The organism is Streptomyces sp. NBC_00443 (assembly GCF_036014175.1).
Classification (GTDB): domain Bacteria; phylum Actinomycetota; class Actinomycetes; order Streptomycetales; family Streptomycetaceae; genus Streptomyces.
In genome coordinates, this window is the sequence record NZ_CP107917.1 from 446,998 (window position 1) to 471,720 (window position 24,723).

A 24,723-nucleotide genomic window follows, 5' to 3' on the forward strand; every position below is an offset into this window, starting at 1 on the left:
GTCGCGGTGGGCCGGTGCCGGGTGAGCGAGGTGCCCCTATGACCAGCGCCAGTCCCTACGGTGCGCATGCGCACGATGCGGTCGGCGAAACCCCGGACCGGCGTATGTCCGCGGTGGGACACCCAGGGGTGTTCCAGGATCTGCTGCCGCTGGCCCTGTGGGTTGCCGATGCCGAGGGACGTATGGCGCAGTGGTCGCTCGCCGCCCACGACCTGCTCGGTCACACCCCGGAGCAGGTGGTGGGCCAGGACGTCAACCGTGTTCTCGTGCCCGAGGAGAACCGCGACCTGGCCGAGCGGCTCACCCGGACCGTGCAGGGGGGTGCGGCGGTCGTCGCACGGCTGCCGGTCCGCCATCGGGACGGGCATCTGGTCGACATGGACATGTGGATCTGCCCGATCGCGGACGGGCGGCGGACGGGCGTGATGGCCATCGCGGCGGAGACCACCGCCGTGGAGCAGATGCGCGATGCGCTGGCGGCGCTGGAGGGGTTGTTCACCCAGTCCCCGATCGGCTTGGCCATGCTCGGTTCCGATCTGCGTTTCCTGCGGGTGAACCAGGCGCTGGCCCGTGTGGACGGCGTACCGGTGGCGGAGCACGTCGGCAAGCGTGTGAGCGAGGTCGCCCCCGGCACCGAGGCGCTGGAGTCGGTGATGCAGCAGGTCCTGGACCGGGGTGAGGCGGTGGTGGACTTCCGCTACTCCGCCGTCAGCACGACACAGCCGGAGCTGCTGCGGACGTGGTCCTGCTCCTACGCACCCTTGCTCGACGGCGCCGGCCGGCGGATCGGACTGATCGCTTCGGTGATCGACGTCACGGAGGGACAGCGCGCCCACCTGGAGGCGGAGCGGGCGCGGCGGCGGCTCGCGCTGCTGGCGGAGGCGGGCACGCAGATGGGTTCCACGCTGGATCTGCGGCAGACGGCGCAGGAGGTGGTCCGCGTGCTGGTGCCCCGGCTGGCCGACTCCGCCGACGTGCAGTTGCTGGAGGAGGCGGTGGCCCCGGACGAGACCGCGGCATCGGCGCACGGCGTGGTGCGCCGCACCGCGGCGTCCTTCACCGATCCGGCGGCGCCGGCGGACGAACTCGCCGTCGGCATGACCCAGCAGGTCCCCGTGGGCTCGGTGTACGAACGGGTCATCACCCAGGGCCGGCCCATGGACCTGGCCCGGTCCGACATCGGCCCCATGATCATCGCCCCGGGCGCCGACAGGCTGCGCGCCTACCTGCGCGCCCATGTGGGCGCGGCGCGCCTGATCCCGCTGGTGGCCCGCGGGACCGTGCTCGGCGCCGTCATCGTCACCCGGACCCGGCATCGCGGGCCGTTCGACGACCAGGACACGCTGCTGATCGACGAACTGGTCGCCCGGGCGGCGCTGAACATCGACAACGCGCGCATGTACAGCCGGGAGCGTGACGCGGCCCTTACCCTGCAGCGCAGCCTGATGAACCCCGTCCTGCCTCCCGTCGACGGACTGGAACTCGCCGGGCGCTATCTGCCGGCCGGTGACCACGAGGTCGGCGGCGACTGGTTCGACGCCATCGCCCTGTCGGACGACCGGACCGCCCTGGTGATCGGGGACGTGATGGGGCACGGCATCCACGCGGCGGCGGTCATGGGGCAGCTGCGCACGGCCATACGGACCCTGGCCCGCCGGGAGCCCGCGCCCGACCAGGTGCTGCCCGCCCTGGACGCCGTGGTGGCGGATCTGGGCGACAACGAGATGGCCACGTGCCTGTACGCCGTTCACGATCCGCGGACCGGCCTGTGTCTGATCGCCAGGGCGGGTCACCCGCCGCCCGTGATCGCCGACGAGCGCGGAACGGTCACCTTCCTGGACTGCCCGGCGGGCCCGCCCCTCGGCGTCGGCCGAATGGACTGCGAGGTCCAGCAGGTGGTCCTCCCTGCGCACGGGCTTCTTGTGATGTACACCGACGGCCTGATCGAGACCCGCGGCACGGACCTCGACCAGGGCATGCGCCGTCTGGCACAGGCACTGCGTCAGCCCGGCCGCCCGCTGGCGAAGATCTGCGACGGCGTCCTGGCCCACGTCATGCCCGAGGGCGCCGACGACGACGTGGCGGTTCTCCTGGCTCGGGCTCTGCCGCGATGACCTTGCCGGCCGGACCGTAAGGAGCAGCTTCCGAGGCACGGTGTGCCCGTACACCCGATACTGGGACTGAGCCGCTGCCAGGCATGCCGAACGGTAGGAGCGCCCCGGGGCCGCAGTACGGCCCCGCGAACGGCGCGGGACGGGTGGGCGATGCACGACACACCCCCGACGACGCTCAGCGAGAGCCCGGAGGATCCGTTCTCGATCCACCAGTCCGCCTCCGCCGTTGTGGACAGGAGGGGTCGGGTCGTCGCCTGGAGCGAGCAGGCCACCAAGCTGCTCGGGTACCGGGCCGACGAGGTGCTGGGCCGGCCGGTCCGCGAGGTCCTGATCGACAGCGGGGACGAGTCCGTGATCGCCGAGGCGACGCACGCGTGCCTGCGGGAGGGCGGCTGGTTCGGGCTGCTGTCGGTACGGCACCGCGCGGGCGACCGCATGTACGTGGGGTTCAGGGCCCGGTGCGTGCAACGGCTGGACTCCAGCGTCGAGTGGCTTCTCGTCGGCTCGCGCGCCGAGGACGTCATCCAGTGGGAGATCGACAGGGGCGTGCTGGACGGCCTCTTCAGCCGGTCCCCCGTGGGTGTCGTGGTTCTCGGGCCGGACCTGCGCGTGCTGCGGATGAACCGGGCGGTCGCAAGGTTCGGCGGACTGCCGCCGGAGGCGTACCGCGGGCGACGCGCGGGCGAGTTCCTCCTCGGTGCGGACGCGGACCTCGCCGAGGAGAAGCTGCGGTCGGTCCTGGAGACGGGCAGGCCCGTGATCTTCGCCGAGCAACCGGCACGGCTGCTGAGCGACACCCGCAAGGAACTGTTCATCTCCATCTCCGCCTTCCGGATGCAGGACCCGTCCGGAAGGGTGCTGGGCGTCACCGAGATCGTCGAGGACGTCACCGACCGCCATCGGGCCCGCCGCCGGCTCGCGCTGCTCAACGAGGCCGGCGCCAGGATCGGCAGCACGCTGGATGTCGCCACGACGGCACGTGAGCTGGCCGAGTCGGCGGTTCCCGAACTCGCCGACGCCCTGTCGGTGGATCTGCTGGAGCCCGTGACCCGCGGGGAGGAACCGGCGCCCGACGCCAAGGGTCCACTACGGAGGATGGCGGTCCGCAGCGTCCGGCCCGACGCGCAGAAGTTGATGTATCCCGTCGGCCATCTCTTCAGCTTTCCCGACCGGACGGCACCGGCCCGCTGCCTCGCCGAGCGTCGGCCAGTCCTGGAGGCCACTCTGGATCCCGACTCCGGATGGTTCGCCGCCGAACCGACGCGGACCGAAAAGGCGCTCGCGATGGGCGTCCACTCCCTGATCGTGGTGCCGCTGACCGCGCGCGGTGTCATCCTCGGCCTGGTCTGCCTGTGGCGCTCCCAGCGGCCGGAGCCCTTCGAGGAGGACGACCTCACCCTGGCGGAGGAGTTCGCCGCCAGAGCCGCGGTCTGCATCGACAACGCCCGCCGCTACACCCAGCAGCACCAGGCCGCTGAAGCCCTCCAGCGCAGCCTGCTGCCGAGTGAGGTGCCCGAGCATCCGGCGGTCGAGACCGCCCACCGCTATCTGCCCGCGCAGGCCTCCGCCGGAGTCGGCGGCGACTGGTTCGACGTCATCCCGCTGTCGGGCCTGCGCGTCGCGCTGGTCGTCGGCGACGTGGTCGGCCATGGCATGCACGCCTCGGCGACCATGGGCCGGCTGCGCGCCTCTGTGCGCACCTTGGCACACCTCGACCTGGCTCCGGACGAAGTCCTCGCCCGGCTCGACGACTTGGTGGACCAGCTGGCCACCGAACAGCAGCAGATCGATGCGAACATGCCCCAGATCCTGGGCGCGACGTGCCTGTACGCGATCTACGACCCCGTGTCCCGGCACTGCGCCCTGGCCCGCGCGGGTCATCCGCCGCCGACCGTACTGGGTCCGGACGGGCAGGTCCGCCCGATCGAACTGCCCGCCGGTCCACCACTCGGCCTCGGCGGGCTGCCGTTCGAGACGGCAGAGCTCGAACTGGAGGAGGGCAGCCTGATCGCTCTGTACAGCGACGGTCTCCTCCTGGCCGACCAGCGCGACATCGACCAGGGCCTGGACCTGCTGCGTACCGCGCTGTCCGGTCCTGCCCAGTCGCTGGAGCACACGTGCAAGGCGGTGGAGGACGCGATGCTGCCCGACCGGTCCGCCGACGACGTCACGCTGCTGCTGGGCCGGACCCGGGTGCTGGCGGCGGAGCAGGTGGCCACCTGGGAGCTGTCGGCCGAGGCCACCGCGGCCGCCCGGGCCCGGGCGCTGGTGACGGACCGGCTGACCGAGTGGGGGCTGGATGAGTGTGCCTTCACCACCGAACTCATCGTGAGCGAGCTGGTCACCAACGCCTACCGGTATGCCGGCGGCCCGGTCGTGCTCCGTCTGATCCGTGACGGCCAGCTGATCTGCGAGGTCTCCGACAGCAGCAGCACCTCGCCCCACCTGCGTCAGGCCAGCAGCACCGACGAGGGCGGACGCGGCCTGTTCCTGGTGGCCCAGCTGGCCGAACGGTGGGGCACGCGCTACGGCCGCAACAGCAAGACCATCTGGGCCGAGCAGCCGCTGCCGGAGCCCTCTGCGGAGACCGGCACCTGACCTGCCACGACGGGCGGCCGGCAAGGCGTGACGCGCGGCGGCTCAGGTCTCGGCGAGGATCCCGGGCAGCTCGTCCATCCACTCCAGGACGGCTTCCTCGTAACGCAGCCCGAAGGCAAGGGTCGCGCGCTGATACGCGTCGAGTCCGCCAGCGGCGGCGCGTTCCCGGTAGCCGGCCAGCCGGCTCTCGTGCAGGGCACGGTGCTCGGCGACGAACTCCAGCAGCCGCTCCCGCTCCACGGCTGAACCGAACGCGATGGTGAGCAGCAGCGGGTAGCGGATCTGCTCGGTGCCCGGCGGGCGGGTGACCCACTCGGCGAACGCCGCGCGGCCTTCGTCGGTGAGCCGGTAGGGCTGGCGTGCCCGCGGCCCGGCCGGCCCGGCGCTCACCAGTCCACGATCCGCCAGCGTGGCGAGCTCCCGATACACCTGGCTGCGGGTCAGGGTCCAGAAGTCGCCGATCAGCTCCTCGGCGAGCTTCACCAGTTCATAGCCGCTGGCCTCGCCCGCGTGCAGAAATCCCAGCAGCGAGGCCGCGCTCGCGTTGAGCTCGCTACCTGGCATGAGTCTTCCCTTGACATTCCACTGTGGACTGTGTTGGCCTTGATGACGTACACGATAGTCCACTATGGACTGTGGGGTGATCCGCATGAGCACCGAGAAGGGTTACGCGGCCGGGTTCCGGACCCTCGACACCGAGGTCAGCGACCGGAAACTGCCCGTGGAAGGCACCCTGCCGACATGGCTGCGCGGCAGTCTGCTGCGCAACGGACCGGCACGCTTCGAGGCCGGGAACGCAGCTTCCGGGAACGGGGCATCCGGGAACGGAGCTGCCGGCAGGGCGTTCCGGCACTGGTTCGACGGCCAGGCGATGCTGCACCGCTTCGCCTTCGCCGACGGCCAGGTCACCTACACGAACAAGTTCGTCGACACACCCAGCAGCAGGGCCGCGCGCGAGTCGGGCCGGATCGCCTACCCGGAGTTCGCCACCGACCCGTGCCGCTCGCTGTTCGCCCGGTTCTTCAGCGTCTTCTCCCGCCCCGAGGTGACGAACCCCAACGTCAGCGTGGCCCGTTTCGGTGAGCGCTTCGTGGCGCTGACCGAGACGCCCCTGCCGGTGGAGTTCGATCCCGAGACGCTCGCGACCGCCGGCGTCGTCGGCTACGAGGACGCGCTGAAGGGCCAGGTCACCACTGCCCACCCGCACCAGGACCCCGGCACCGGCGATCTGGTGAACCAGCTGACGCACTTCGCGCGGCGCAGCGAGTACCGCGTCCACCGCCAGCCGGCGACGGGCACGAAGCGCGAGCTGATCGGCCGTCACCCGGTCACCAGGCCCGGGTACATGCACAGCTTCGCGATCACCGGCCGGTACGTCGTCCTGGCCGAGTTCCCGCTCACCGTGAACCCGCTCAGCCTGATCCTCAGCGGCAGGCCGTTCATCGAGAACTACCGCTGGGATCCCGAGCAGGGCACCCGCTTCATCGTCTTCGACCAGCGTGAGGGCGGCGTGCGCGGGGTGTACGAGACGACGGCGTGCTTCGCCTTCCACCACATCAACGCCTGGGAGGACGAGGACCGCGACGGTGACCTCGTACTCGATCTGTGCGCCTACTCCGACGCCTCGGTGATCGACGCGCTCTACCTGGACCGGCTGCGGGCGGGCCGGGGCGTTCCGGTCGCTCATCCCACCCGCTTCCGGATCGGCCTGCGCACCGGCCGCGTCGAGACCGAGCGGCTGGCGCAGGAGTCCATGGAACTGCCGCGCATCGCCTACGAGCGGCACAACGGACGCGACTACCGGTACGCGTACGGCGTGAGCTCCCTCGACGGCCGCGAGGACGACTTCCTCAACCAGCTCGTCAAGGTCGACACACGGACGGGCGGGACCCGGACCTGGCACGAGGCGGGCTGCTACCCGGGCGAGCCGGTCTTCGTCCCTGCCCCGGGCGCGGCCGACGAGGACGACGGTGTGCTGCTGTCCCTGGTCCTCGACTCCGCGAACGGCTCCTCGTCCCTGCTGGTCCTGTCCGCCCGGACGCTCGACGTACTGGCCCGGGCGCAGGCCCCGCACATCGTCCCGTACGGCTTCCACGGCCTGTTCACCGGCCGCGTGTGACTCCCACGATCGATCAGCTGCTGCTTGAGGTGACACACGAGCCGGCCGAGCGCCGTCCCCGTTCCGTCACGGCAGGATGGAGTCGACGTACCCGCCGTCCACGCGCACCGCGCCGCCGGTGGTGGCGGAGGCCTGGTCCGAGCTGAGGTAGACCACCATGTTGGCGATCTCCTCCGGTTCGATCAGCCGTTGCAGCAGGCTCTGCGGCCGGTGCTTGCGCATGAACGCCCGCTGGGCCTCGTCCCAGGACAGGTCCCGGTCGACCAGTTGGTAGACGAAGTCCTCCACGCCGCCCGTGTGGGTGGGCCCGGCGATGACGGAGTTCACCGTGACGCCCGTGCCGGCGGCGTGCTTGGCGAATCCCCGGCTGACCGCGAGCAACGAGGTCTTGGACATGCCGTAGTGGATCATCTCGGCCGGGGTGACGATCGCCGAGTCACTGGCGATGTACTGCACGCGTCCCCAGCCGCGTTCGGTCATACCCGGCAGGTACAGCCGTGTCAGCCGTACGGCGGACAGCACGTTCACCTCGAAGTAGCGCCGCCACTCCTCGTCGCTGATCTCCAGGGGGTCGGCCGAGCCGAAGATGCCGAGGTTGTTGACGAGGATGTCGACGTCGGGCAGCGTCTCGGCCACCTGGTCCGCACCCTCCTGCGTGCTCACGTCCGCCGGCACCGGCACCCACTCGGCGCCGGGCACCTGATTGGCCAACCCGGCGACGCCCTGCTCGACGCGCTCCGGGCTACGGCCGTTGACGCCCACGCGGGCCCCCGCGCGGGCCAGTCCGGCGGCGATCGCCGCGCCGATGCCCTGGGTGGAACCGGTGACCAGCGCCGTACGGCCCCTCAGATCGATCTGCATGCCTGGCAGCCCCTTTCACATACGGATTCGGTGGCTGTGTACCCCGCGAGATTACTTGCACACGCGCACTACAAGCAATCGCCCACATTAAGTGGGCGCACCGGGCAAGGTCGCCGAGTGGCCGACGGCAAGCGCCCGGAGGAGACGCTCCGCACAATGGCCGGAGGAAGCAGGCCGACGATGGCCGGGCGGAATCCAGTCGGCGTCACGCGCCCGCCGATCCGGGAGGTGACCCAAGCTGCACACTCCGCTCTCGGTCCTCTTCGCGATCTGCGCGGCACTGAGCAACGCCGTCGCGACGGTGCTGCAGCGCAAGGCGGCCCTCACCGTGCCGAGTTCCAAGGGGTTCCGGGCCGGGCTCATCCTCGACCTGCTGCGTCGCCCCGTCTGGCTGGCCGGCATCCTCGCGGTGATCGCCGCCGCCGTCGGCCAGGCGCTTGCGCTGGCGACCGGCCCGCTGACGATCGTGCAGCCGCTGTTCATCCTGGAGCTGCCGCTCACCCTCATCGTCGCCTCGCTGCTGATGCACCGGCATCTGCCGGGCAGGGGCTGGCTGGCCGTGGCGGTGGTGGTGGCCGGGCTGGCGGTCGCGCTCGTCGCCGCCTCCCCGACCGGCAATCGCACCCATGTGGAGCTGGAGCGCTGGATTCCCGCGCTCGCCGTCTGCATGGGGCTGGTCGCCGGCCTCGCAGTCGCCGCCCTGAGGCGCCCGGAAGGCCGCGCGCGGGCAGCGTGTCTGGGTGCCGCGACGGCGATCAGCTACGCGGTGACCGCGGCGCTGATGAAGGCCGCCATGCACATCCTTGAGGAGCAGGGACTCGGAGGCTTTTCTCCGCCTGGCAGACGTACGCCTTCGCCGCGACCGGTGTGTGCGCGCTGTTCCTGCTGGAGAACGCGATGCAGGCCGGTCCGCTGGTCGCCTCGCAGCCCGCGCTCACCCTCGGCGACGCGCTGGTGAGCCTCGCCCTCGGCATCACCCTGTACGAGGAGACCGTCCGCTCCGGGTGGTGGCTGCTGCCGCAGTTGTTCGGCGTCGCGCTGATCGCCGCAGGCGTCCTCGCACTGGCCCGGATTCCGCTCGCCCAGGCGATGGTGGCGCCCGACGAGGGGGCCCGGGCGGAGGAACGGATGCCGTGAGCGGTGCCCGCGTGGCGTACGGCGGCGATCCCCGTGGCGTACGGCGGCGATCCCCGTGGCGTACGGCGGCGGACGGCTCCAGAGGGAAGATCCCTAGCCCACCCGGGTCCTCTGGACCACCCGGACGCGAGCACGGCGGTGCGCCACGTGGCCGACGCCCGCCCGATGGGCCATGTTGCTGACCGTCGAGCCGATCGGCACCGGCCGGATCCGAAGGAGGCCCCGCGGTGGGTGAGCTGTACATCGACGGCGAGTGGACACAGGCGACGGCCGGTGGGCGGCGGGAGGTGCTCAACCCCTACGACGCCTCTGTCGTCACCACGGTCGACGAGGCCGACGCCACCGACGTGGACCGCGCGGTGCGCGCCGCCCGGCGTGCCTTCGACAAGGGCGACTGGGCGAACGCTCCGTCCCGCGACCGGGCCGACCTCCTGCTGCGCGTGCGCGACCTGCTGATGCGCGATCAGGAGGAGATCGCCCACACCGAGACGCTCGACACGGGCAAGACGCTCACCGAGGCCCGGATCGACGTGGAGGACGTGGCGAACGCCTTCCGCTACTTCGCCGAGCTCGCGGGCAAGGACGGCGGCCGGATCGTGGACGTCGGCCCGGACGTCCTCAGCCGTGTCGTCTACCAGCCGGTCGGCGTGTGCGCGCTCATCGCTCCCTGGAACTACCCGCTGCTCCAGGCCTCCTGGAAGGTGGCACCCGCGCTGGCCGCCGGCAACACGTTCGTCCTCAAGCCCAGCGAGATCACCCCCCTCACCACGATCGCGATGATCCGGCTCATCGCGGAGGCCGGCGCCCCGCCCGGCGTCGCCAACCTCGTGCTGGGCTCCGGTGCGACCGTCGGCGCGGCCCTGACCCGCCACCCCGAGGTGGACCTGGTGTCCTTCACCGGCGGTCTGAACACCGGACGCGCCATCATGGCCAGCGCCTCCGAGGGGCCCCGGAACATCGCCCTGGAGCTGGGCGGCAAGAACCCCAACATCGTCTTCGCGGACGCCGACTTCGACGCCGCCGTCGACTACGCGCTCGACGCCGCCTTCCTGCACTCCGGGCAGGTCTGCTCGGCAGGTTCGCGCCTGCTCGTCGAGGACTCCCTGCACGACCGGTTCGTCGAGGCCTACGCCGACCGTGCCCGGCAGATCCGGCTCGGCAACGGCATGGAGGAGGGCACCGAGAGCGGGCCGCTCAGCTCCGCCGAGCACCGCGAGAAGGTCGAGAGCTACATCGCCGTCGGCAAGGAGGAGGGCGCCCGGCTCGTCACCGGCGGCACCCGTCCCGACGAACCCGCCCTGAGCAGCGGCTTCTTCCTGCTGCCGACCATCTTCGCCGACTGCGACCGCTCCATGCGCATCGTCCAGGAAGAGGTCTTCGGCCCGGTCGTCACCGTCGAACGTTTCCGCACCGAGGACGAGGCGGTGGAGCTGGCCAACGACACCCGCTACGGCCTGGCGGGCGGCGTGTGGACCTCCGACGCGAGCCGCGCCCAGCGCGTCGCCCAGCGGCTGCGCCACGGCACCGTATGGATCAACGACTTCCACCCCTATGTGCCGCAGGCCGAGTGGGGCGGATTCGGCCGCTCCGGTGTGGGGCGCGAGCTTGGTCCCACCGGGCTGCGCGAGTACCAGGAGGCCAAGCACATCTACCAGAACCTCGCCCCCGCCCGCTCCGGTTGGTTCAAGGGCTGAGGCGAGGCAGCACGCCGCTCGCCACGAGGCACGAGGCACGAGGCACGAGGCACGAGGCACGAGGCACGAGGCACGAGGACAACCGACGCAAGGCCGCCCGCCCGCGGCACGACGGGCACCGAAGAAAGGCACCCATGGCCCCCACCACCGCGCACATCGTGTACCACCCGGTGGGTACGCGCCGGACGGGCGCCTCCGAAGCCCCGAAGGCCGCCGACACCGGCCGCCTCGGCCACATCGAAAGAGAGGTGCAGCGGTGACCGGCACGCAGCCTCCCGCACCGGCCTCCGGCGTCCCCGGAGGGGAACCGGGCTCGGAGTTCCGCAAGGACATGAGCCCCTGGGCCAACTTCGCCCTCGGCTTCACCTACCTCTCCCCGGTGGTGGGCACCTACACCCTCTTCGGCATCGCGATCGCCGACGGCGGACCGCCGATGATCTGGGCGTTCCTGGTCGCGGGCTGCGGCCAGTTCCTCGTCGCGCTGATCTTCGGCGAGATCGTCGCCCAGTACCCGATCGCGGGCGGCGTCTACCCCTGGGCCCGGCGGCTGTGGGGCACGCGCTGGGCGTGGATGACCGGCTGGGTGTACATGTGGGCGCTGCTGGTGACCATCACCTCCGTCGCCTACGGCGCCGGCCCCTACATCGCCATCCTCTTCGGCTTCAAAGCCACCGTGCACACCACCGTGCTGTGCACCGCCGTGCTCATCGTCGTCGCCATCCTCATCAACTACATGGGCACCAAGGCACTGTCGACGGCGGCGCTCATCGGTTTCGCCGGCGAGCTCATCGGCGCCCTCGTCGTCGGCGTCTACCTGCTGGCCACCCACCGTCACCAGAGCATTGGCGTCATCTTCGACACCTACGGCACCGAGGGAGACGGCTCCTACCTGCCGGCGTTCCTGGCAGCCGCCATCATCGGCCTCTACCAGTACTACGGCTTCGAGGCGTGCGGCGACACGGCCGAGGAGGTCGCCCACCCGGGCCGGGTCATCCCCGCGCGATGCGCCGCACCATCTACATCGGCGGCGCGGCGGCCACGTTCACCTGTATGTCGCTGCTGCTGTCGGTCACGGACTTCAACGCGATCATCTCGGGCGAGCAGGGGACCCGGTGGTGGACGTTCTGTACGACGCCATGGGCGAGACCGGAGCCCGGCTGGTGATGGCCGTGGTACTGATCTCCTTCCTGTCCTGCACGATCAGCCTCCAGGCCGCCGCCGGGCGGCTCATCTACTCCTACGCCCGGGACGAGATGATCGTCGGGCACCAATTGCTGCGGCGGTTCGTCCACGCCCGTGCGGTGCCGAGCTGGGCGCTGTTCGTGTCCGCGGCGGTGCCGCTGATCATCGCCTTCGCCTCACTGCTCTCCGAGGACGCCCTCACCAACATCGTCTCGTTCGCGATCCTCGGTATCTACGGCTCGTTCCAGATGGTGGTCCTGGCCGCGCTGCGCGCCCGGCTCAAGGGCTGGAAACCGGCGGGGAGTTCACCCTGGGCCGCTGGGGTCTCACGGTGAACATCGCCGCGCTGGCCTACGGCATCCTCGCCATCATCAACATCTGCTGGGCCCGCACCCCGGAGAAGTCCTGGTGGGAGAACTGGATCGTCCTGCTGTGCGGCGGGGTGGTCGTGGGCACCGGCCTGCTCTACATGTTCACCACCCACCACTACGGCCGCGGCGACGCACTCGCCGGCGACGCCGTGCCGGACAACCGCAGCAAGGCCTCCAACGGATCGTGATCAGCTGATCCACACCGACAAGCGCGGTCGCGAGGCGGTGGCCTGAGCCGCCGTCACGACGAGACGGGACCGCGCCGGTCCAGTGCCCGAAGCGCCTCGTCGACCGCCGCGCGGGTCTCCTCCTGCGCGGCGTCCGAGGCGAGGGCGCTGAGCCGGGCACGCAGCCGCCCCTCGTCCTGCGGTCGCGTCCCGGTGTCCGCCAGCCAGTGGGCCAGGCCCTCCGCGGCGTGGAAGAGGACCGTCTCGTCCGGGTCGTCCAGGGCACGGACGAAGCGCCCCAGGTCCTGACGGGTGTTCTCGTCGGTGGCGTTGTACGTGTCCAGCAGGGAGAGCGCGGCAGCTCGCACCTCGGCCGATGGTGTCCGGTCCACTGTCCGTCGCAGCGCGGGCAGCGCCTCCGCCAGGCCGATGAGGGCGTTGTGCGTCTTCCAGACCGTGTGGGGATCGGCGACGAGGTGGGCCACCAACGCCTCGGCCACAGGACGGCGTTCCCAGAGGCGAAGCCCCTCCTGCACCAGCGCGTCCAGCCCGTCCACCGCACCCGCTCGCACATCACCGTCGGGGTCGTCCAGAAGCGGCAGCAGCAGCCAGACGGCGTCCCATCGCGCCGCCTCCCCGACGGCTCTCGCAGCGGCGGCACGCGTACGGCCGGGCAGCGCCGTGTCGATGAGAGCCGTGCGCAGCACCGCGACGGCGGTCCGCGTCCCCGCTGCTCCCAGCGCGTACGCGGCCGACGGTCCGACGGCGGAATCGGCGAGCCATCGCGTCGCCGGTCCGGTGACCCGTTCCTCGCCCCGCCGGCCCAGTGCGTGCAGCATGAAGTCCGCGACGTCCGCGTCCCGTTCGTCCTCCAGTGCCCCCACCAAGGCGTCCTGGGTGTGCGCGTCCTCGACGTCGAGCAGCCGACGCGTCACCGCGATCCGCACCCGGGCCGCGGTGTCGCGCAGTCCCGTGACCAGCGAATCGAGCAGGCGCACGGTCGAGTGCCCGGGCAGCAGTTGGAGAGCCTGCACGCGAGCGTCCGGCGCGCCCTGTTCGGCCGTGCGGATCAGCTCCGCGCCGACGGCCGGGTCGTCCTTGAAGCGCCACACGAGTGCACGGGCGCGTCCCCAAACGGCTCCCTCCGGATCGCCCAGAAGCGCCACGAGGCCGGCGGCATCGCCCGGCACGCCCAGGGCCGCCAAGCCGTCCAGGGCGTTGATCCGCAGGTGACGGTCAGGGTCGCGGAGCAAGCGGGAGTAGGCGTCCTCGACCGCCGGGCCGTCGAGCCCGAGCCGGATCGCGGCGCGCGAGGCCCGGCGCCGTACCCACGGATCCTCGTCGCCCATCAGGGCGGGCAGCACGCGACGGCCCGCCTCGGCGACCCCGCTCCGGCCGAGCCCCACGGCCACGGCCTCACGCACCTCGGGCGAGGGGTCGTCCGCCGATCCGACGAGCACCCACGCGTGCTCGTCCCGTCCGACCTTCCCGAGCCCTTTCGCCGCGGCCGCTCGCCGCCACGTGTCGCCGTTCTTCAACGCCCGCAGAAAGAAGTCGATTTGCTGCTCGGATCCCATGAACACCCCGAGGGGTCGGACCAGCGAGCGGGCCGGAAGGGTGTAGGCGATCCGTCACGCGCCGCCGGATGCCTCATTTCCCGCCCCTTGCCCGGCAGCGGATGCCGCACCCGCGACTGTCCATATCGCCGTGCCCCACAGGGAGAGCGCAGAAGTGACGCCCACCACGAGGCGAACGGTCCCGTCCGGGCCGTTCGTGAGCCAGACGGTCGCGCCGGCCGCCCCGGCAGCGATCAACAGGGCCGCCGGTACGCGCAGTTGGGGCTGCTCGAACACCGCCGCCAACGGCAGGAAGTGGAGCCCGACGACAACCGCGATCAGTGGGGGAATGAGCACCGGCACGCCGACCTGACTGCAGACTGCGGCGATGGCGATGATCAGCAGCCACTGAAGCCCGTTGATCTGGTTGAACCGCCGACGTCGGTCAACGGGGAACGGGCCGCCTGCCGATGCGGGAAGGAAACGGCGCGCGGCGAGCATCAGCCCCACCGTGACGGCACAGCCGACCACGAGCAGACCCTGCCGCATCAACCCGTCGAATGCGCTCGATCCCAGCAGCCACCAGCCGAGCCCGAACAACGCGAAGAAACCGACCCCTGACTTGAACATGATCGAGATCCTAGGCGGAAGAGCAGCCCGCCGGTCCACGGATTCTCAACTCCGCCTCGCCGGACCGGTTCGCTGTCAGGAGGCTGTGGCCCAACGGGGTGAGGACGTGCAGGACGGTGTTCCGGTCGCGGATCGAAGCGACCAGCCCTGCCTCCCGCAGGATCCTCACGTGCTCGCTGACCGTCGCCGGGGTCACCCCGGCACGCCGGGCCACCTCGCTCGTGGTGCACCCGTCCTCCAGGGCCCGGAGCACGGTGGCCCGACCGTGGCCGAGCAGCCGCGCCAGCGCCCGGGATCCGGTGCCCCCCTGGGGAGGAAGCCACCAGCGGTGCGTGCGGGCGACGGGATAGACCAGCACGGGCGGCAGCCTCGGGTCCGTCAGGGTGATCGGTGTCTGCCAGCAGAAGACGGAGGGCACCAGCAGCAGCCCCCTGCCGTCGAGGCGCAACTCGCGCTGCAGTGGGTACTGCGTCTCCAGCACGGGTGGCCGCCAGCGCATCGACGGGCCCAGCGTCGACAGCAGCGCGTCGACGCCGCCCCGCAGTATCTCCCGCGCCCGCACGGCACGGTCGGCCTCGATCTGCGCCCGTACGGCGGACCAGTAGGGGGCGAGCGCGGCGTGGAAGTACCCGTGCAGGGCCTGACCGAGGTTCTCCAGCGCGCAGGGTTCGCCGTCGGCGAGCGGACGCAGCCATCTCGGTGCCGCCGTGAGCACGTTCATCTCCCTGCTCAGCCGCCGGCGAGGCGTGGACAGAATCGCCCGTACGCCCTCGGACAGCCCCTCGGAAGCCTCTGCCGGATTGAGGAAGTCGGGAAAGCTGCCGCGCGGCGGGGCCAACGCCCGGACGAGGTGCAGCTGTTGCCGGGGCACCCCGTTGAGCCCGGCTCGCGCCTGCGCGCGCCAGGCGTCGAATACGGCACGACCCTGACGCGTCGCCAGCAGGTTCACGCTGAGTACGAGTTCCCACAGCGGGTCGGGTGCGGCGGCGACGCGTGTCCGGAGAAGGTCTTGGCGCGTGAAGTGCACTCGGAGCACGAAAATCCATCTCAGTCGGTCACGTGATCAACTGACGTTTCAGCGTGGGATGGTCCTCCCGATACTCCCCGTATTCCCGTGAATCGCGAAATCTCTATTCACGCCAACTCGCCCGGCGCGCACCGTCGTCCATGCGCGTCAGCAGTCACTTTCGGCGCGCGCCGAATCACCTGGCAGGGAAAGGTCGATGACGGGCAGCCTGAGAGACGTACGCGACCAAGATCTTCGTAATGCCGACCAAGGGGGAAGACACGATATGCGCAAACGTGCAGCGATCGGGGCAGTGGCCACTGCCGCCTTCGCCACCGTGCTGGTCACCGCGCCGACCGCTTCGGCCGAACCCAATCCGCCCGGCTGTCCGAAGGAGTACTTCTGCGCCTACAGCGGAGAGAACCAGACCGGTCAACTCGTAGTGAAAACCAAGGGGAACTGGAGCGGAAACGTCGCCTTCCGCTCTGCGTTCAACAACGGAAAGGCCTTCCCGGGCGCGGACCACGTCGACGTGACCTACACCGTCGAGGGCGGCACGGAAACGGCGTGCCTCCACTACAACCCGGGCCCCGGCGCCTACAAGGCGAATGCCGTTCCGGGCACCCATGTCGTCAAGGTCGTATGGCGCGGCGAGTGCTGACAACGGAGGGAGGCTCATCATGCTGACCGGAAAGCGACTCGCAGCCCTGGGCGCCGGGGCCGTCGCGGCCGCCTTCACCGGCGTCCTCGCCCTCGCCCCTGCGGCGTCGGCGGAAGCCAACCCGCCCGGCTGCGGGAAGGGTTACTTCTGCGCCTACAGCGGCGCCAACCAGACGGGACGGCTCGTCCTCAAGGTTGCGGGCAACTGGTCCGGCAACCTGGCCGTCGGCTCCATCTTCAACAACGGAGTCGTCTACCCGGGCGCCGACCACGTCGATGTGACGTCGTTCCTCGGCGGTCAGCCGTCGACCGACTGCTTCCACTACAACCCCGGCCCGGGCAAGTACAAGGCCAACGCCGAACCGGGGCTCACCATCACGCGTGTCGTCTGGCGAGGCGAGTGCTGAGCCGGCGACACCGCACGCACACGTAGGGAGACTTGCTCCGCCTCTGCAGGCGGGGCAAGTCTCGCTTCTACGGGCTGGGAAGACGTACGCGGCAGACGTACGGGCGAGACGTACGGGCCAGACGTACGGCTGGTCAGGCGTTGTGCGGCCGTCCGGGCGCCGGCTGAGCCACGTAGCCCCACGATGCCGGCCAGTACCCCCGCGGCGGCGACGAGCAACGCCACGGTGAGCCCCGCACGCAGCAGCAGCGTGCCGACGGCCGCGCCGGCGAAGACCGCCACGAGAGCAGCGGCGCGGTAGCGCTGGGAGGCGTCCGGCGTGCCGCCGCCCAGCTCCGAGTGTCTGACCAGGGTGACCAGCGTGCCCGTCACCAACGTGGTGTTCAGGCTCGCCCCGAGCCGCCACATCGTCGCGCTGCGCACATCCATGGCCAGCGCGGTCAGGCCGATCACGGCATAGTGCCGCGGCGCCAGGTCGCCCCGCAGCCGACCGCGAACCCGGCGAGCAACGACCCCCGTGACCGCGGTCAAGACGACCAGCGCTTTCGGCAGCGGGTCGGAACGAGCCGGTGCCGACATGCACGTCCCGTTCCACGGCCTTGCGCAGTCACCTCCTGACAGGCCTCACCTCACCACCGCCTAATCCCCCACGCCACCAGAGAGCGCCCGGTCGGCGTCGGCGGTCCTCCCTCGCAGCATGAGGTCCAGGACCGCCATGAACCGCTGTGTCCGCGGCTCGCCGAGTACGAAGGGGTTGACGCCGTCCGGTCGGGTCCGCAGCTGTTCGACGCGCTGGAGGCCGTGGTCGTTGGGGTGGTTGGACAGTTCCACGTCCACCTTCGCGTCCCGCATCCGCTTGCGGAAGGAGCGCACGGACGCACGATAGATGCTCAGCTCCGACACCGTGCCGGGCGGGTTCACCCCGCCCCAGAGCATGGCCGTGTGGCACTCGGATCCGGACCGGACCGGGATGATCGGCGAGACGGTGCCCGTCGTGTGGCCCGGGGTGTGGTGCAGTCGGATCGTCGTCCCGCCGAGTGTGAGTCGTTGCCCGTCCGCGATGTCCAGATCCCTGGTGGGTGCGTTGTCCGGACGGGTCCGGGCGATGAGGTCCCAGTCGGCAGGCGCCATCAGAACGCGCGCTCCGTACCGGTCCGCGAGATACTGTGCCCCGCCGAAATGGTCGTCGTGGCCGTGCGTGACGACGACATACTTGATCGTCGCGGGATCGGCGCACAGCTCCCGCAACCCGGGGACGAGAATGCCCTCGGCGTCCGCGGGCGAGGTGAGCGCGTCGATCAACACGATCCCGTCATCGGTCAGCACCGCCATCGCGGAGACCCAACCAGCGCTCAGAAAGGCCAGGTTGTCGAAGATCCTCAACGGCTCCGGCGCGGGCGGACGAGGAAACTCGAAGTCGGGCGTCAGCGCCGTCACAAGTGCGAGCAGAACCGGGTCACTTCCGGCGAGCGACCTGGCACGGTCGTAGTGGACCTGTCCGTCCCGGCCCAGAGCAACGGCGGACGAGCCGAGACCGAGCGCGCCGACACCACCGGCAAGTCCGAGGGCGCCGAGCTGGGCGAAGCGGCGCCTGGAGAAGGGGCCGGCTAAGTCGTCGTCGTGCGGAGAAGAAGTCATGGTGGTCCTCCTTGGTGACCGCTCCGACTCATGATCCCATCGAGATCACGATAGGCGAGCGTGCCGGCATCCCCCGTCTCCGCAGTCCTGTTGGGCACGGTTCGAGCCGCGGCGCTCGGCGCGGCGTGTCCCTACGGCCAGGACCATGAGTACCGCCGTACAGCCGCCCAGCAGCATCACCGCGGACGGGGAAGTGCGGTCCAACACGATGCCCCCAACCAGTGCTCCGATGGAAATCGTTGCCTGGAAGGAGGCCGTGAACAGGACCGATGCGGCTTCCGGGGCGTGGGGTGCCGCCCTGGCGAACCAGGTTTGCGACGCGACCGGTACGGCGCCGTACGCGATGCCCCACACGCAGAGCCACCGCGCCGGTCTCCCGGCGGCCCAGCGCCGGAAGCAGGAGGGTCACCGCGCCGATCAGGCCTGCCGCCAGCCCGAAGACGGTGCGCGGGTAGCGGGCCACCCAGGCGCCGCCCATGAAGTTGCCGAGGATGCCGGCGGCTCCGTAGAGCAGCAGGAATGTGGTGATCAGGGCCCCGTTGGTGTGGGTGACCTGTTCCAGGAACGGTGTCACATAGGTGAAGGAGCCGAAGTGCGCCAGCACGACGACGAACGTCAGCAGGAGCGCGAAGCGGGTGTCGGCGCTGCGGAGCATGCCGTTGAGGACGCCGAGCCGTGTGACCTGGACCGGGGGGAGCGGCGGCACGAACACCAGCAGCATGGCCAGTACGGCGACCGCCAGAACTCCCATGGCCAGAAAGGCCGTTCGCCATCCGGCGAGGTCTCCGACGAGAGTGCCGGTCGGCACGCCGAGGACGGATCCCAGAGGGACGGCGGAAAAGATCACGGCGGTGGCTCTGCGGGCCGAGGCCGACGGTACGAGCCGTTCCGCCAACCCCGCCCCGATCGACCAGAAGCCCCCGATCGTGATGCCGACCATGACCCGGGAGGCCAGGACGAGGCCGTAGTCGGGCGCCGCCGCGGCGAGGAAGTTCGCCAATGCCAACAGAAGCGTGAAGACACACAGCATCAGCCTGCGGTCGAAGCGCGCTGTGGCCACGGTGACCAGTGGAGCGGCGAGCGCCGCGACGAAGCCGGGCATGGTCATCGTCAGGCCGGCCATCCCGTCCGAGATGGCGAAGCTGGATCCGATCGAGGTCAGCAGACCGATCGGCAGGATCTCGGTGGTGACGATGGCGAATATTCCCAGCATCACGGCGACCACGGCCGTCCATCCCCTCAGCGGGGCACGGGAGGACGGGACCGGGGCGTTGGCTGAACGGGCAGGGGTGGTTGGCGACATGACATTCCGTCCGTGACAGGCAGTGCGTCCGGCGGTCAGTCCAGCAGGCTCCATGGGGAGGTGGCTGGCAGTACTGCGACGGCACCCTTGCCCGTCACGGGTGATGTCGCATTCCCGCAATGCGCCGGACCTCCCCGGGCGGTGCCCGGGCCACGTCACACCCGCACGAACCGCTTGTGATGCGGCGGCGCCGGGTCGGGCGCAGACTGGACGGGTGAGTGGCACCTCTCTGGGGCGCGGCGAAGCCGCGCCCGAACCTCGGTCGGCACCACGGCAGACCTTGGCGCTCACGGCCATGATGTTCGCGGTTGCGATGACGTTCATCGACCAGACCATCGTCGCCATCGCCGCCCCGGACATCGTCCGTGAACTGGGTCTGTCAGCCTCTGGCATGCAGTGGGTCGTCAACGCCTACCTGCTGTCCCTGGCCGCCTTCTTCGCGCTGGGCGGCCGCCTGGCGGACCTCTACGGGCCGCGCCGGGTGGTCCTGATCGGCACCCTCGTCTTCGTCATCTCGTCGGTGCTGTGCGGCTGCGTCCCCAAGGGCGACGCGGCACAGAGCTGGCTGATCGCCTTCCGGGCCACCCAGGGTCTCGGTGCGGCACTGCTGTTCCCCGCGGCGCTGGCCGTGGTGGTGGCGGTGTTCCCGCGCGAGCGACGCGGACGCGCCCTCGCCCTGTTCTTCGGGATCTCCGGCGCGCTGACGGCCATCGGGCCTCTCCTGGGCGGCTGGCTGACGAACTGGACCTGGCGCGCGGTGTTCTGGGTCAACGTGCCCGTGGCCATCGTGGCTCTGGCCCTCACGGCATTCGCCCACATCGCCGACCGGCGGCGACCCGGCACGCTCGATGTCCGGGGTGCGGTTCTGATCGTCGCCGGCATGGGTCTGAGCGTCCTCGGCTTTCAACAGGCGTGGTCCTGGGGGTGGGACAGCGCGGCGACCTGGGCCTGCATCGTCGGCGGTCTCGTGGTGCTCTGCGCGTTCGTCGCCTACGAGCGGCGAGTGCGCCATCCGCTGATCGACCTGCGTGTCTTCAAGGACCGCGCGTTCACGGTGGACACGGCGGTGCTGTTCTTCGCCATGCTGGCCTTCGTCCCGCTGTTCTTCTTCGCCTCCGTGTACGCCCAGGTGTGTCTGAGTGCCTCGCCGAACCAGGCGGCGCTGTTCCTGCTGTACTTCTTCGCGGGCTTCGCGATCGCCTCGCAGTGGGGTGGCCGGATCCTCGACAAGCAGGGCGCCCGCCCGGCGCTGAAGATCGGCTGCGTCCTGGGCTGCGTCGGCTTCGCCCTGTGGGCCGACAAACTCACCGACCTGAGCATGCACGACCAGTGGCCGTACGCCGCCCTTGCCGGCGCGGGCATCGGCTTCATCCTCGCGCCCGCATCCACGGACGCCGTCAACCGGGCGATCGGTCCCTCCTACGGGGAGGTCACGGGAATCACCCAGACGGTACGCAACTACGCGGCGAGTGTGGGCCTGGCCGTCCTCGGCACCGTGCTGACGCACGTCACCAACTCCAACGTGACGAAGACCCTGGAGGCCCGCGGCCTGTCGCCCGACGTGGCGGAGAACGTGGCCCGCGACATCAGTGAGTCCATCACGGGCACGGGCGACAACAGTTCACCCACCGGCACGGGGCCTGCCGCCACGGCTCTGCGCGATGCGATGAACGCGGTGCGCATGGACTTCGCCGAGGCCAACCAGTGGGTGTTCAACGGCATGGCCATCGCCCTGGGCATCGGCTTCCTGTGCGCCCTGCGCCACCCGGGCGGGCGCGCGGTCACGCCCACGTACACGGAATCGCAAACAACTCCGCCCCGGGAAGCGACACAAGCCCCCGCAGGGCAGCCTGACCGGCGAACAGGTCCGTGACCTGCATATCGGACACCCTCACGGCCTCGCAAGCGGCTTTCGGCGGCGTCGACTTGAGCGGCTGCCGGTCGGTCGTCACACGTCGTGCGGCCCGTTGCCGGTGCCCGGTGCCGTGGGGCCGTGGCCGCCGGTGAGGCGGCGGTAGGCGGCACGGGCGTGAAGCAGGCGGGCCAGAGCCGTACCGACCAGGGCCGCGGCGAGGAGGCAGCTCAGCCAGAAGGTGTCGCGGTGGCCGACCCAGGTGAGGATTCCGGCGGGCGGGATGGCGAAGCCGTTGAGGAACAGCCAGCACAGGAGGGCCGTGCCGGGAGCCGCGGTGAAGCGGGCGCACAGGCCCAGGAGGGCGGCCAGCAGGGACAGTAGAACCAGGGCGAGCCCGGGCCGGTCGGTGCCCACGAGTGAGTTGAGCAGTGCCACCAGCAGCAGCGCCCCGCCGAAGGCCGCGGCCCACACCAGCGGGGTGGCGACGGGGCGGGGAACGGGCCTGGCACCGGAGCTGAGGGACACCCACTCGATCATGCTGACGTTTCCTCCCCGATCGTCCAGCCCATTGTTCCAGGCAGCCCCGGGCCACCTGCCCGGCGGTCGGCTCCGGACGCTCGTTAGGGTGTCGTCAAAGGTTGTCCAGAGAAACACCCGAACCAGACAGGGGACCGTGGTGGGCGCTCCACGCCTGAGCAGTACGCCGTTGCCGGGGATCGGGGTCCGTTACGACCTCACCACCCGGGAGCAGCGTCGCGTGTCCGTGGTCGCGCACCGGGACGGATCGCGGACGCTGAACGCGTACCAGCAGGACGATCCGGACGCGTGTGCGCTGACGGTGCGGATGACGTCGGGAGAGGCGGAGGCCCTCATCGACGCGCTGATGCCGGCGCACCACAGCCCGAACCTGCTGTCCACGACCGACCTGGGCCTGGTTGCCGAGCGGGTCGAGCTGTCGGCCACCTCGCACTGGAACGGGCGGGTGCTGGGCGAGACCCGGATGCGTACCGAGACTGGCGTGTCCATCGTGGCCGTACTGCGCCGCGCCGAGGCCATCCCCTCGCCGGCGCCGGACTTCCGGCTGGCGGGTGGTGACACCCTGATCGTGATCGGCACCCGCGAGGGCGTGGAGGCTGCCGCCGCGATACTCGGACGGGAGTGAACGGGCATGCACTCCTCCGCTGTCTTCCTCATAGAGTTCGGCGCGATCATCCTCGGCCTGGGCCTGCTCGGCCGGTTCGCCGCCCGTTTCCAGTTCTCCCCGATACCTCTGTACCTGCTGGCCGGACTCGCCTTCGGTGAAGGCGGGCTGCTCCCGCTCGGCACCAGCGAGGAATTCGTCGCCATCGGCGCCGAGATCGGCGTGATCCTGCTGCTGCTGATGCTCGGCCTGGAGTACACGGCCAGTGACCTGGTGTCCAACCTCAAGACCCAGTACCCGGCCGGCCTCGTCGACGCCGCGCTCAACGCCCTGCCCGGCGCGGCCATGGCCCTGCTGCTGGGCTGGGGCCCGGTCGCCGCCGTCGTCCTGGCCGGTGTCACCTGGATCTCGTCCTCCGGCGTCATCGCCAAGGTCCTCGGCGACCTCGGACGGCTCGGCAACCGCGAAACCCCGGTCATCCTCAGCATTCTGGTCCTCGAAGACCTCTCCATGGCCGTGTACCTGCCGATCATCACCGCCCTGCTCGCCGGGGCCGGTCTCGCGGCGGGCAGCGTCACCCTCGCCATCGCGCTCGGCGTCGCCGGACTCGTCCTCCTGCTCGCGGTGCGCTACGGGCGCCACATCTCCCGCTTCGTCTCCAGCGACGACCCCGAGAAGCTGCTCCTGGTCGTCCTCGGCCTGACCCTGCTGGTCGCGGGCATCGCCCAGCAGCTCCAAGTGTCCGCGGCGGTCGGTGCGTTCCTGGTCGGCATCGCCCTGTCCGGCGAGGTCGCCGAGGGCGCGCACAATCTCCTGGCCCCGCTGCGGGACCTGTTCGCCGCGGTGTTCTTCGTCTTCTTCGTACTGCACACCGACCCCGCGAGCATCCCGCCGGTGCTGCTCCCCGCACTGGCCCTGGCCACCGTCACCGCCCTCACGAAGATCGCCACCGGCTACTGGGCGGCCAAGCGCGCCGGAATCTCCGCCAAGGGCCGGTGGCGCGCAGGCGGAACGCTGGTGGCCCGCGGCGAGTTCTCCATCGTCATCGCCGGGCTCGCCGTCACCGCGGGCATCGAGCCCTCCCTCGGCCCGCTCGCCACCGCCTACGTCCTCATCCTGGTCATCCTCGGACCGCTCACCGCCCGCTTCACCGAACCGGTGGCGATGCGCCTGACGGCCCGTCTCGGCAAGCCCGCGCCGACGGCGCACGTACCGGCCGCGAGAGAGGCATCGCCTGCGGCGCCCCTCGAAACGGTGGACGATCAGGACACCGTCGGCCGGTCATGAATCATCGCAGCCACCAGGGCTGAAACCTGGGCTCACAGAGGCTTGTTCGGCCAGTCCAGGAGGCGGGCGCCGATGACCGCCGTCTGCAGGGCGTAGCGGTGGCCGGGATCGGTGGGGTCGCTGCCGGTCAGGGTGCGGGTGCGGGCCAGCCGGTACGTCAGCGCGCGCACGCTGAGCGACAGGTGCCGGGCCGCGGCGGCAGCCACGCAGCCGGTGTCGAAGTACACGCTGAGCGTGTCGAGCATCGGTCGACCAGTGCCTGCCGGTCGCGGGCCAGTACGGGGAAGACGAGCAGGTCGGCGGCCCGGAGGAGGGGATCGTCGAGGCCCATGCGCTGGGCAACGTCCAGGGCGTTGAGGGCCTCTTCGTAGCTGTGGCCGATACCGACCGCGCCCTGCCGGGGTCGGCCCACGGCGACCTGGCCCACGCCGGTGGCGGCGAGCGCGAGCCTGGCGAAGTGGGTGAGGACGCCCTCCTGATCGCCGGGGGCGATGCAGACCATTCGGCCGTCCGCCACCTGGCGGGGTGCCGGGTCGGTCTCGTCGTACTTCTACGGCCCCTCGGCCACGGCGACTGCGTGGGCGCGGGAAAGACGCAGCCCGAACCGTTCGCAGCGCGCGGCGAGATGACCCGGATCGCCTCGCCCGTGGAGCAGGTCGTCGATGAACTCGCGGCGGGCGGCCTCTTCCTTGCGGATGACGAGTCGCTGCGCGCGTTCGTATCCGTCGGCGAAGGCGTCCACCGCCTGCTCGATGACGGCGAGGACGCTGTCGGGGTCGGCCTGGACGGGCCGGTTGCGGCTGCCGGCCGCGAGATGGGCGCGCACCAGGGCACGCCAGCCGTGCCCCGCTTCGGCTGCCCTGGCGCCGAGGGCCCTGCGGGAGTCGATCTCGTCGCGGGTCAGGCGGCGGCCCGTGGCGGCGGCGTCCGCGAGGATCTGCCCGAAGCCTTCGAGGAACACGTCGGTGGCGCAGTCGACCGTCCTCACGCTCTTCCCC

The 24,723-nt window shown here is 70.8% G+C and carries 21 protein-coding genes and 4 pseudogenes; 15 read left to right on the forward strand and 10 right to left on the reverse strand.

What is annotated here, in order from left to right:
• The first annotated feature begins 38 nt into the window (after positions 1 to 38).
• Positions 39 to 2,114 carry a SpoIIE family protein phosphatase gene (locus OHO27_RS02075; protein WP_328419706.1) on the forward strand — a complete coding sequence of 692 codons (2,076 nt, stop codon included), beginning with the start codon at positions 39 to 41 and terminating at the stop codon, positions 2,112 to 2,114.
• 150 nt (positions 2,115 to 2,264) lie between these two features.
• Positions 2,265 to 4,712 (forward strand): SpoIIE family protein phosphatase, encoded by a 2,448-nt coding sequence (locus tag OHO27_RS02080; protein WP_328419708.1) that lies wholly within the window; start codon positions 2,265 to 2,267, stop codon positions 4,710 to 4,712.
• 42 nt (positions 4,713 to 4,754) lie between these two features.
• On the opposite strand, the gene OHO27_RS02085 is transcribed toward OHO27_RS02080, so the two are convergent.
• Positions 4,755 to 5,276 carry a PadR family transcriptional regulator gene (locus OHO27_RS02085; RefSeq protein WP_328419710.1) on the reverse strand — a complete coding sequence of 174 codons (522 nt, stop codon included), beginning with the start codon at positions 5,274 to 5,276 and terminating at the stop codon, positions 4,755 to 4,757.
• 85 nt (positions 5,277 to 5,361) lie between these two features.
• On the opposite strand from OHO27_RS02085, the gene OHO27_RS02090 reads away from it, so the two are divergent.
• Positions 5,362 to 6,831 (forward strand): carotenoid oxygenase family protein, encoded by a 1,470-nt coding sequence (locus OHO27_RS02090; protein WP_328419712.1) that lies wholly within the window; start codon positions 5,362 to 5,364, stop codon positions 6,829 to 6,831.
• A 66-nt stretch (positions 6,832 to 6,897) separates the two neighbouring features.
• On the opposite strand, the gene OHO27_RS02095 is transcribed toward OHO27_RS02090, so the two are convergent.
• Positions 6,898 to 7,692 carry an SDR family NAD(P)-dependent oxidoreductase gene (locus OHO27_RS02095; RefSeq protein WP_328419714.1) on the reverse strand — a complete coding sequence of 265 codons (795 nt, stop codon included), beginning with the start codon at positions 7,690 to 7,692 and terminating at the stop codon, positions 6,898 to 6,900.
• A gap of 238 nt (positions 7,693 to 7,930) precedes the next feature.
• Between OHO27_RS02095 and OHO27_RS02100 the strand changes: the two are divergent.
• The 7 genes and pseudogenes from OHO27_RS02100 (at position 7,931) to OHO27_RS02130 (ending at position 12,264) form a co-directional block, all read left to right on the forward strand.
• Positions 7,931 to 8,829 (forward strand): annotated as a pseudogene (locus OHO27_RS02100) (DMT family transporter).
• 227 nt (positions 8,830 to 9,056) lie between these two features.
• A complete protein-coding gene (locus OHO27_RS02105) occupies positions 9,057 to 10,523 on the forward strand; it encodes an aldehyde dehydrogenase family protein (protein ID WP_328419716.1) in 1,467 nt (488 codons plus the stop codon).
• Positions 10,524 to 10,657: 134 nt separating this feature from the next.
• A complete protein-coding gene (locus tag OHO27_RS02110; protein WP_328419718.1) occupies positions 10,658 to 10,783 on the forward strand; it encodes a hypothetical protein in 126 nt (41 codons plus the stop codon).
• A gap of 71 nt (positions 10,784 to 10,854) precedes the next feature.
• Positions 10,855 to 11,508 (forward strand): annotated as a pseudogene (locus OHO27_RS02115) (APC family permease); the annotation flags it as partial.
• Between the two features lie 17 nt (positions 11,509 to 11,525).
• The gene (locus tag OHO27_RS02120) at positions 11,526 to 11,687 is read left to right on the forward strand and encodes a hypothetical protein (RefSeq protein WP_328430733.1); all 162 of its coding nucleotides are present in this window, start codon (positions 11,526 to 11,528) and stop codon (positions 11,685 to 11,687) included.
• Entirely contained in the window at positions 11,636 to 12,040 is a 405-nt protein-coding gene (locus OHO27_RS02125; RefSeq protein ID WP_328430323.1) for an amino acid permease, read from the forward strand. Before OHO27_RS02120 ends, OHO27_RS02125 begins: the two co-directional genes overlap by 52 nt.
• A complete protein-coding gene (locus OHO27_RS02130; protein WP_328430734.1) occupies positions 12,037 to 12,264 on the forward strand; it encodes a hypothetical protein in 228 nt (75 codons plus the stop codon). The genes OHO27_RS02125 and OHO27_RS02130 overlap by 4 nt, the downstream gene beginning before the upstream one ends.
• Positions 12,265 to 12,317: 53 nt before the next feature.
• On the opposite strand, the gene OHO27_RS02135 is transcribed toward OHO27_RS02130, so the two are convergent.
• Genes OHO27_RS02135 through OHO27_RS02145 form a run of 3 tightly spaced genes read right to left on the reverse strand, consistent with a single transcriptional unit; the run spans position 12,318 to position 15,465 of the window.
• Positions 12,318 to 13,871, reverse strand: coding sequence for a HEAT repeat domain-containing protein (locus OHO27_RS02135; protein WP_328430324.1), 1,554 nt, complete (start codon positions 13,869 to 13,871; stop codon positions 12,318 to 12,320).
• A 3-nt stretch (positions 13,872 to 13,874) separates the two neighbouring features.
• Positions 13,875 to 14,468: a hypothetical protein gene (locus OHO27_RS02140; protein WP_328419720.1), complete on the reverse strand. Its 594-nt coding sequence runs from the start codon at positions 14,466 to 14,468 to the stop codon at positions 13,875 to 13,877.
• On the reverse strand, positions 14,440 to 15,465 hold the full coding sequence (locus OHO27_RS02145; RefSeq protein WP_328419722.1) for an ArsR/SmtB family transcription factor: 1,026 nt from the start codon (positions 15,463 to 15,465) through the stop codon (positions 14,440 to 14,442). Before OHO27_RS02145 ends, OHO27_RS02140 begins: the two co-directional genes overlap by 29 nt.
• A 256-nt stretch (positions 15,466 to 15,721) precedes the next feature.
• Between OHO27_RS02145 and OHO27_RS02150 the strand changes: the two genes are divergently transcribed.
• Positions 15,722 to 16,096 (forward strand): peptidase inhibitor family I36 protein, encoded by a 375-nt coding sequence (locus OHO27_RS02150; protein ID WP_328419724.1) that lies wholly within the window; start codon positions 15,722 to 15,724, stop codon positions 16,094 to 16,096.
• 19 nt (positions 16,097 to 16,115) lie between these two features.
• The gene (locus tag OHO27_RS02155; protein ID WP_328419726.1) at positions 16,116 to 16,502 is read left to right on the forward strand and encodes a peptidase inhibitor family I36 protein; all 387 of its coding nucleotides are present in this window, start codon (positions 16,116 to 16,118) and stop codon (positions 16,500 to 16,502) included.
• On the opposite strand, the gene OHO27_RS43065 is transcribed toward OHO27_RS02155, so the two are convergent.
• The 3 genes and pseudogenes from OHO27_RS43065 to OHO27_RS02165 form a co-directional block, all read right to left on the reverse strand.
• Positions 16,418 to 17,080 (reverse strand): DUF1275 family protein, encoded by a 663-nt coding sequence (locus tag OHO27_RS43065; RefSeq protein WP_443059505.1) that lies wholly within the window; start codon positions 17,078 to 17,080, stop codon positions 16,418 to 16,420. The genes OHO27_RS02155 and OHO27_RS43065 overlap by 85 nt on opposite strands.
• Before the next feature lie 60 nt (positions 17,081 to 17,140).
• Positions 17,141 to 18,139, reverse strand: a complete 999-nt coding sequence (locus OHO27_RS02160) for an MBL fold metallo-hydrolase (protein WP_328419728.1) — start codon at positions 18,137 to 18,139, stop codon at positions 17,141 to 17,143.
• 45 nt (positions 18,140 to 18,184) lie between these two features.
• A pseudogene (locus tag OHO27_RS02165) lies at positions 18,185 to 19,442 on the reverse strand (MFS transporter).
• A gap of 295 nt (positions 19,443 to 19,737) precedes the next feature.
• Between OHO27_RS02165 and OHO27_RS02170 the strand changes: the two are divergent.
• The gene (locus OHO27_RS02170; RefSeq protein WP_328430325.1) at positions 19,738 to 21,315 is read left to right on the forward strand and encodes an MFS transporter; all 1,578 of its coding nucleotides are present in this window, start codon (positions 19,738 to 19,740) and stop codon (positions 21,313 to 21,315) included.
• Between the two features lie 75 nt (positions 21,316 to 21,390).
• On the opposite strand, the gene OHO27_RS02175 is transcribed toward OHO27_RS02170, so the two are convergent.
• Positions 21,391 to 21,834, reverse strand: a complete 444-nt coding sequence (locus OHO27_RS02175) for a hypothetical protein (protein WP_328419730.1) — start codon at positions 21,832 to 21,834, stop codon at positions 21,391 to 21,393.
• Between the two features lie 139 nt (positions 21,835 to 21,973).
• On the opposite strand from OHO27_RS02175, the gene OHO27_RS02180 reads away from it, so the two are divergent.
• Together OHO27_RS02180 and OHO27_RS02185 are read left to right on the forward strand one after the other, a co-directional pair.
• Positions 21,974 to 22,459: a cation:proton antiporter regulatory subunit gene (locus OHO27_RS02180; RefSeq protein WP_328419732.1), complete on the forward strand. Its 486-nt coding sequence runs from the start codon at positions 21,974 to 21,976 to the stop codon at positions 22,457 to 22,459.
• 6 nt (positions 22,460 to 22,465) lie between these two features.
• Positions 22,466 to 23,725, forward strand: coding sequence for a cation:proton antiporter (locus tag OHO27_RS02185; protein WP_328419734.1), 1,260 nt, complete (start codon positions 22,466 to 22,468; stop codon positions 23,723 to 23,725).
• A 32-nt stretch (positions 23,726 to 23,757) separates the two neighbouring features.
• On the opposite strand, the pseudogene OHO27_RS02190 reads toward OHO27_RS02185, so the two are convergent.
• Positions 23,758 to 24,713, reverse strand: a pseudogene (locus tag OHO27_RS02190) (PucR family transcriptional regulator).
• Positions 24,714 to 24,723: the final 10 nt, after the last annotated feature.

What these genes read in the sequence shown, in the direction of transcription:
- OHO27_RS02075 (WP_328419706.1), top strand. Translation starts at nt 39, where the DNA reads ATGACCAGCGCCAGTCCCTACGGTGCGCATGCGCACGATGCGGTCGGC.
- OHO27_RS02080 (WP_328419708.1), top strand. Translation starts at nt 2,265, where the DNA reads ATGCACGACACACCCCCGACGACGCTCAGCGAGAGCCCGGAGGATCCG.
- OHO27_RS02085 (WP_328419710.1), bottom strand. Translation starts at nt 5,276, where the DNA reads ATGCCAGGTAGCGAGCTCAACGCGAGCGCGGCCTCGCTGCTGGGATTT.
- OHO27_RS02090 (WP_328419712.1), top strand. Translation starts at nt 5,362, where the DNA reads ATGAGCACCGAGAAGGGTTACGCGGCCGGGTTCCGGACCCTCGACACC.
- OHO27_RS02095 (WP_328419714.1), bottom strand. Translation starts at nt 7,692, where the DNA reads ATGCAGATCGATCTGAGGGGCCGTACGGCGCTGGTCACCGGTTCCACC.
- OHO27_RS02110 (WP_328419718.1), top strand. Translation starts at nt 10,658, where the DNA reads ATGGCCCCCACCACCGCGCACATCGTGTACCACCCGGTGGGTACGCGC.
- OHO27_RS02120 (WP_328430733.1), top strand. Translation starts at nt 11,526, where the DNA reads ATGCGCCGCACCATCTACATCGGCGGCGCGGCGGCCACGTTCACCTGT.
- OHO27_RS02150 (WP_328419724.1), top strand. Translation starts at nt 15,722, where the DNA reads ATGCGCAAACGTGCAGCGATCGGGGCAGTGGCCACTGCCGCCTTCGCC.
- OHO27_RS02155 (WP_328419726.1), top strand. Translation starts at nt 16,116, where the DNA reads ATGCTGACCGGAAAGCGACTCGCAGCCCTGGGCGCCGGGGCCGTCGCG.
- OHO27_RS43065 (WP_443059505.1), bottom strand. Translation starts at nt 17,080, where the DNA reads ATGTCGGCACCGGCTCGTTCCGACCCGCTGCCGAAAGCGCTGGTCGTC.
- OHO27_RS02160 (WP_328419728.1), bottom strand. Translation starts at nt 18,139, where the DNA reads ATGACTTCTTCTCCGCACGACGACGACTTAGCCGGCCCCTTCTCCAGG.
- OHO27_RS02170 (WP_328430325.1), top strand. Translation starts at nt 19,738, where the DNA reads ATGATGTTCGCGGTTGCGATGACGTTCATCGACCAGACCATCGTCGCC.
- OHO27_RS02175 (WP_328419730.1), bottom strand. Translation starts at nt 21,834, where the DNA reads ATGATCGAGTGGGTGTCCCTCAGCTCCGGTGCCAGGCCCGTTCCCCGC.
- OHO27_RS02185 (WP_328419734.1), top strand. Translation starts at nt 22,466, where the DNA reads ATGCACTCCTCCGCTGTCTTCCTCATAGAGTTCGGCGCGATCATCCTC.